Here is a 6,114-nt window from a genome sequence, read left to right as displayed (position 1 = left end):
TAATCCGGTTGACGTTCGTTCTGGCCCATCGAGAGGACCAGGACATGAAACGTAGCCGCTTCTCTGAAGAGCAGATCATCGGAATTTTTGAAGGAGCCGCAAGCACGGGGTCAGCGACGCCTCGATTACAACTGGAAGGGCCGCTTCGGCGGGATGGATGTCTCCGAGGCTCGGCGACTGAAGGCTCTGGAGGGAGCATGAGGAACTGTGGGGCGGTTATGCGGCGAGAGCTGTTTCGTCGGTTTTGTTGCAACGGCTGAATAGGGGCACAGAGAGGCCCTGATGCGAGGTCAATCAGGCGGCGAGGATTTCGAACTGCTCGGCCAAGGACGGATTCGGATTGAAGGCGTACCTCGCCTGTCGCTTGCGCATCATGTGAATCATTTCGATGCCGGTCAGGATGGTGGCTGCGGTGGCCGACCACACGCGGCGCTTGCGGCGGCTCGAACCCGGCCGCGCGGATCATCCGCAACTTTGCGGTGGGTGGCGAGCCGGGCTCGCGCCTTTCGGACAGGCTCGCCATGCCGGTGAGCGGCGACACGCTCATCGACGACTGGGCCTGGCGCAAGGGGCAGCGCTATGGAACGATCATCTGCGATCTGGAGCGCAACCGCGTTCTCGATCTGTTGCGCCGGACGAGTTCGCCCGCCACTGCAAGCTCCGGCGCGGCTTCGTAGAGATGGTGCAAGAACCGCCCGGTTGGCTCATCGAGCGATGTCGGGTCTTCGCTCAGGAGAGCCGATCGCCATCTGGCTTTCGCCGAGCCGAACCGTGCGTCGAGCCTTCGGTTGAACCGTCTCAGGAAGCCTCTGGGTGAAGATCCGTCGCGGGCATTGTGGATCGGCGCATGGCCGTCGATTTGAAGCCGAGCATCGGCCGGATACGGCGCTTGATGCGCCGATGGTCCTGTTCGATCCGGTTATTCAGGTATCTACTCTTGCGGATCCGGATCGGCTTCAGCCGGCGCCGGGAGCGGTCCTGCAAGCGATTTGTGGTGTCGCAGGAAACGATCGCCTCCCGATTGGTCTGGCTATCGTCGATGACGACGCGATCCGGTCGGCGATGACGCTCCAGCGCCTTTCTGGGGTCAGGACAAGAGCAGTTCAAAATCTTGCGCTAAGAGCGAACGGCTCCGACGCTGTGCTGATGGGAGGCTCCGCGCCTCCGCCGGTTGCTCAACCCGCGCCAAGAGGCGTAACAGAAACGGCCAAGGCTCTAATCGCCACTGGAGGACAGTTCAGTGGCATGTATGGACGGCCTCCGCGTGGCAAGGGCTTTCTGACATTGATGACAGGTCGGTCGGCTGCAGGCATGTATTCGGCCTTTGAGTGCGGCCTGTTGTGGCGTTGCGCCAGGATGGACATTCTGCTGAATTTTACATGCGGCGCCGTTTCATGGATGCGCGCTTGGGCTCCCCATTTTCTATTGCCCGCCCCGGCTCATGCCGGGCTGGCTTCTTGGCGTTCTGGGAGGATTTGCTCACCATGGTTCATAGTGGCAGCGCAACCGGTGAGCGCCTCACCTGAGGCTACATGGCGGCCGTGGAGATTGCCTCAGAAGCGGCGCCCAATCGGAAACCTTAGCACCTCCGCGTTTTGGCGTGGCTGCTTGAACTCTTCGACGGCAACCGCCTCAATTAGCAGGTCCAAGGCTTCGCGTCCCCTTCGACTCATCGGGTCATCGCCACAAAGGTAGTCATACGCTCGATCTAAATGCACTCGGGCGGCGGAAAAATTGCTTGTCATAGGACCCTCTCTAACCACCCGCATTGCCGTCTACGACGGTGAAGGTCGCGCAATCGCCAATATCGACAGACAAATTTGAATCAAACCGGGGATGATCGGGGGAGTAGCCAGGACGTCACCCACGCTGACTGAACCGGTCGACATCGACGCCGTGGTCTCGGCATTCCTCGCGCGCCTGGAGGCCGAAGTCCCCTGACATGATGCCGCCGTCGAGCCCGCCGACGATCACTCGCTGGCGCATGGTCGGATCATAAATGCCGAGCACCCCGTTCCGACCACCTCTGACCTCCGTCATTCGATGCAGACGCGCGGAACCGGCCCGATTTTGCGGCGTAGAGCCAGAGGCGGCCGCCAGGTCCCAGGCCGGTTGGCTCCAAATCGCGCTAGGTCGTGTGGATCAGGTTTGTCCACACCGTTTAGCTATACGCGGGGGGCGATAATACCACCGAAGAAGAAATGGCGCAGGTATTGGGTATCGATCCGTCGGAGCACCCAATCCCGCCCGCAGCGCGGGTCGCAGCCATCTCGACCGATTGGTGGACTCCTGACTACGGGATGTGAGGAGCTTTTCCAACCTATAGCTAAATGGAAAGAGACCCCTCGATCGCGCCAACCTCGGCCCAACCTACTGGACTCCAGAACGAAAAGAGCGCGCGGGGCTCGAGCGACTTGCGAGGAGAAGGAAATCGCGCCTCGGCATGACTGACTCCGACTGCCTGAGCGCCGGCATCGCCTTTCAGTGCGCCCAAGGGGAGCGTTCCGGTGGCCAGTGCTGCCTTGCTGGAACGGAGCAGGTGGGCTGTTCTAGCAACACGGTTGAGTGCCCGGGGTGCCAACAATGAACAAATGCGCAGGAACGCTCGATCGGGCGCCTTCGGCAGGCCTGAGACCCTAAAACCTGTGCAAGTGCACAGGTAGCGAAGTGCGTGCAGGTTCGAGCACAATGGGCGTCGGCGCAATTTCCATGCCGACCACCAACGGAGATATCTGCGATGACCAGCAACATGCGGCTAATGAAAGCGAGCGAGATTCCCGCCTTCGTCGACAAGGTGATCGAGGCTGGCTGTGATATCTGCGCGATCGGTCACTTAGGCTACTCACTGGGCGATGTTGACGGGAAGGTACCCTGGCGCAAGGTAAAAAGAATCGTGGAAGAGTTTGGCGATCGTGATCACCTGCTACCGGAGATCGTTGCCTATCTTCGCTCGATAGGCCGGTGCATAGAACTCTCGTCGTCGACAAACGAGGGCCGGAGACCGCACAAAACAGGCACTCGAAGACGGAACGCATAAAAGGACGGGTCGGAGACGATTGTCGAATCCGGCTCCTTCACCGATAATGACGAGCTGGACTTCGGGACCGGTATCGACGCCAACGAGCTGTGGTTTGCCCAACAATAACCTCGTCTTCTCGTACCGGGCACCACGGACAAGGGTCGGTCAATGACTGTTCGCCGGGCAATGTCGTCGAAACTATCAAGTCCGGCGACGGCAAGGTGCTTAGCCATTCCGACGTGGCAACTCTGGGTCGCGGCCATGGCTGGTGTCGATCCGGCAACGTCGCACACGGAATTCGGCATCCAACCAAAGATGCGCGGTTTGGCGACGCCTAGAAGGTTGGAACCATCCCTGCCCCAATGCAGCAGTCCTGGTGGCTGATGAAAACAAGTCCACGATGCCCGGTGGTGCGCTTCCACCGCACCACCGGGGTCTTCGCCGGAGCCAAATGCAGAAAAATCCAGGCGCGTGCTGAAACGTCGCGAGGAATTCGATTTGGATTATGTCAGCTGATAAAATGACCCGTTCAATTTCGATCGATCAATCAGCGCCCTTGGGGGGCTGTCGGTCCGTATCGCGCCTGACCGCGGCGCTATGCTGGTGCTCCTACGGCCGCCCTGTTGGCGAGGTCTTTCGGGTCATCACACTGTCACGCTTCGGCTATCCGCCTTCCCCCTCATGCTCAGTCCTAATCGATGCGGTGGACGCCCCCCAACAGCATCGCGCTGTGCTGTCGTTTCCGACTGTGACACCATAGTTCAACCCGATAACCGCAGTTTACTGAGAGAATCCACAACTTCGTAGCTGCGGCAGGAGAGAACCAAGCAACAGCTAGAAAACCGCCGCCGAGTTCCATAATATCTCTTATGCAACTTTATAAGTATTGGCACTGGTTTCAGTGAGCGAATGCAGTTGCACCGCATCGAGGTCTTATCGAAGCTCATTGCTCAGGTCAATGTTACTTTAGATCCCCCCTGATCACTGATGAAACACCTAGAACCGGAAGTCGGTTACGCCGGAGTTTTCTGAAACGCCGGTGGCTGCTCGAGGTCAGACCATATCGGTTTTCGCTCGCGTTCCCTTCTCGGCTCACTCACCCCTTCCCTCTCGGCTCACTCACTTGTGCGGCATGCAATAGATGCCCTCGGATTCCATGAGTACCGCGCCGCCCTTTAACTCGCTCAATGCGCCGACCCAGGCTTCCGAATAAGTGCGGCTGGCATCCACGGCCGTCAGCCAAAGAACGCGATTGTCAGCCAGTTCGACTTTAACTTCCTGCTGCAAAGGGCTTGCCTGCACGGTCTGTTGATAGTGCCGTTTGATCCTGACATTGCTGGCCGGGAACTCAGCTTCGTTGCTGCCATAGTTCAGCACAAATCCAGTGTGGTCCTCGGCCACTGTGCAACTGCCGTCACGCTCACACACGATTTTTGCGGCGGTCTTGCAGTCCCATTTCAGTGAAGCGGGCCACATCGGATTGTCCGCGCTCGATCGCGGCTTGTCGCTCTGACCAGCCGCCGTCGAGACTGCCCATGTGCTCATTATCGCAGTCGACAGGAGAAGCGCCTTCAACACTTATTACCCTTCCCTGATCCAGTATTCGCATTGAGCTTTCGAAGCCATCGCTGTCGTCGGCGTGAATGAACCGGACAGAGACGTTTTGTGATCCTCACGGCGACTCGTCCTGCGTGATCACCTGGCTTATTGGCACGTTGAGATTGAACTGGCTTATGGCACGTTGAGATTGAACCAGCTTTTCTGGCGTAGGCCGTTCGCGTCGTCATACTCGATGAACCAGGGCTTTGCGCGCATCGGCCGAGAGATGGTGTAGTAGGTGGAGCCGTTACCAAGGGAATGCCCTCTATCGTTGCCCGTGATCTGGATTTTTGCCGTCACCAACTTACCGTTCATTTTGATCTGGGCCTGTCGAGATCCGTTGTCATGGTCTTGGCCGAGGCGACTATTCGTGAAAGTGACGGGCAGTGTGAGCCTGTCGGAGCTGATGCGGCAGATGTTCCGTTCTTGCCTCATTCCTGGCCGATCGGAGTCGTAGCTGCCAACTGCTTGCCAGCCAGAAGGACAATCCTCATACTTCTCGTATCTCGCGGCGCTGGAGTTGGCTTGCGGACAGGTCGGCCAGTTAAAACCCGGAGCTTTCATCGCCGCAATCAACTTGTAGATTGGCGGGTGGCAAGAAGGAGTGCCCTGCCAGTCACCGGACAGACAGAGGAGGACCTGACAGCCCCATTCCGATGCCTGTGATTGGGATGGAAGAGCTGCGGCGCCCGCGACGGCGGCTGCACCCACCAAGAGATATTTCAGTACGATCATAGCCTTTTCCTCGCGGCGGATTCTGATACTTTACTATGGATCATCCGCGCGAAAAAGGACAGATCGAGAAGGTAGGTTTGTGCGACTACATCGATTTATGAAACGAGACATCGCGGGCGTGGTCGACAACCCGTTGCGTGTCAACATTGCGACAACGCTGGAGCGGGAGAGAGCCAGGCGTGGCCTATCCCATATGCACATGGCCGAGCTGTTCCGGACTGTCGAGGGCGAAAGGCTCGCCTACCGGACCTACATCCAGACCGTGCGGCAGAAAAACAATGTCACCCTGACGACGTTGCAAATCATGGCAAGCGGCTTGCATGTGTCAGTTGCAGACCTGCTCGCGGGCGGAAAAAAACTTCCCGAATGGGCGCATCAGTTGGACGAGACTGCAATCCGCAAGCGTCTGGCGCACATCATCGACATTGAGCGAAAACGACGCACTTTGCTCCGCTATGAGATGGCCGAGCTCATAGGCGTGGCGGAGGCGACATTCATGAAATTGGAACGCGCAAGCGGTAATATCAGCGTCGACACAATTGCCGCGATCGCCAAGGCGTTGAAACTTGATCCAGCGACCTTCCTCTTTTCCGATAAGGTCCCGCCATCAACTGATCTACCTGTTTCTGACGCACCCGGAGGCGTAGATTCTCATTTCAGAGAGCCGTAAACTTCCAGCGTCATAATCCGTCTAAGCTGGGCTACACCGAATGGCTGGCAGGTTTTCGCCGTGATAGCGCATACCGGTGCAATTCAGGTGA

7 protein-coding genes and 3 pseudogenes are annotated in these 6,114 nt (G+C 58.2%); 4 read left to right on the top strand and 6 right to left on the bottom strand.

Annotated features, from left to right (window positions below; translation table 11 throughout):
• Window positions 1-44: 44 nt before the first annotated feature.
• Window positions 45-192 (top strand): annotated as a pseudogene (locus tag NKI72_RS29165) (transposase); the annotation flags it as partial.
• Between the two features lie 102 nt (window positions 193-294).
• Here the strand turns inward: NKI72_RS29165 and NKI72_RS29160 are convergent.
• Window positions 295-417, bottom strand: a pseudogene (locus tag NKI72_RS29160) (IS6 family transposase); the annotation flags it as partial.
• A gap of 62 nt (window positions 418-479) precedes the next feature.
• On the opposite strand from NKI72_RS29160, the gene NKI72_RS29155 reads away from it, so the two are divergent.
• Complete coding sequence (locus tag NKI72_RS29155) at window positions 480-677, top strand: hypothetical protein (protein ID WP_352851526.1); 198 nt, start codon at window positions 480-482, stop codon at window positions 675-677.
• A gap of 178 nt (window positions 678-855) precedes the next feature.
• Here the strand turns inward: NKI72_RS29155 and NKI72_RS29150 are convergent.
• The 3 genes and pseudogenes from NKI72_RS29150 to NKI72_RS29140 form a co-directional block, all read right to left on the bottom strand.
• Window positions 856-1,080 (bottom strand): annotated as a pseudogene (locus NKI72_RS29150) (DDE-type integrase/transposase/recombinase); the annotation flags it as partial.
• Between the two features lie 473 nt (window positions 1,081-1,553).
• Complete coding sequence (locus NKI72_RS29145; RefSeq protein WP_352509872.1) at window positions 1,554-1,745, bottom strand: hypothetical protein; 192 nt, start codon at window positions 1,743-1,745, stop codon at window positions 1,554-1,556.
• A 115-nt stretch (window positions 1,746-1,860) separates the two neighbouring features.
• On the bottom strand, window positions 1,861-2,040 hold the full coding sequence (locus NKI72_RS29140; RefSeq protein WP_352851524.1) for a hypothetical protein: 180 nt from the start codon (window positions 2,038-2,040) through the stop codon (window positions 1,861-1,863).
• A gap of 697 nt (window positions 2,041-2,737) precedes the next feature.
• Between NKI72_RS29140 and NKI72_RS29135 the strand changes: the two genes are divergently transcribed.
• Complete coding sequence (locus tag NKI72_RS29135; RefSeq protein WP_352784751.1) at window positions 2,738-3,037, top strand: Y4lK-related protein; 300 nt, start codon at window positions 2,738-2,740, stop codon at window positions 3,035-3,037.
• Window positions 3,038-4,138: 1,101 nt separating this feature from the next.
• On the opposite strand, the gene NKI72_RS29130 is transcribed toward NKI72_RS29135, so the two are convergent.
• Together NKI72_RS29130 and NKI72_RS29125 are read right to left on the bottom strand one after the other, a co-directional pair.
• Window positions 4,139-4,597 (bottom strand): hypothetical protein, encoded by a 459-nt coding sequence (locus NKI72_RS29130; protein WP_352707228.1) that lies wholly within the window; start codon window positions 4,595-4,597, stop codon window positions 4,139-4,141.
• A gap of 153 nt (window positions 4,598-4,750) precedes the next feature.
• Complete coding sequence (locus tag NKI72_RS29125) at window positions 4,751-5,353, bottom strand: hypothetical protein (RefSeq protein ID WP_352707226.1); 603 nt, start codon at window positions 5,351-5,353, stop codon at window positions 4,751-4,753.
• Window positions 5,354-5,450: 97 nt separating this feature from the next.
• On the opposite strand from NKI72_RS29125, the gene NKI72_RS29120 reads away from it, so the two are divergent.
• Window positions 5,451-6,023, top strand: a complete 573-nt coding sequence (locus NKI72_RS29120; RefSeq protein ID WP_352707223.1) for a helix-turn-helix domain-containing protein — start codon at window positions 5,451-5,453, stop codon at window positions 6,021-6,023.
• The last annotated feature ends 91 nt before the right edge of the window (window positions 6,024-6,114 follow it).

The sequence above is a fragment of the Mesorhizobium sp. M0437 genome (assembly GCF_040321335.1).
GTDB lineage: Bacteria > Pseudomonadota > Alphaproteobacteria > Rhizobiales > Rhizobiaceae > Mesorhizobium.
The sequence above is the reverse complement of the archived record's forward strand: the minus strand, read 5'-3'. Positions and strand labels throughout refer to the sequence as shown.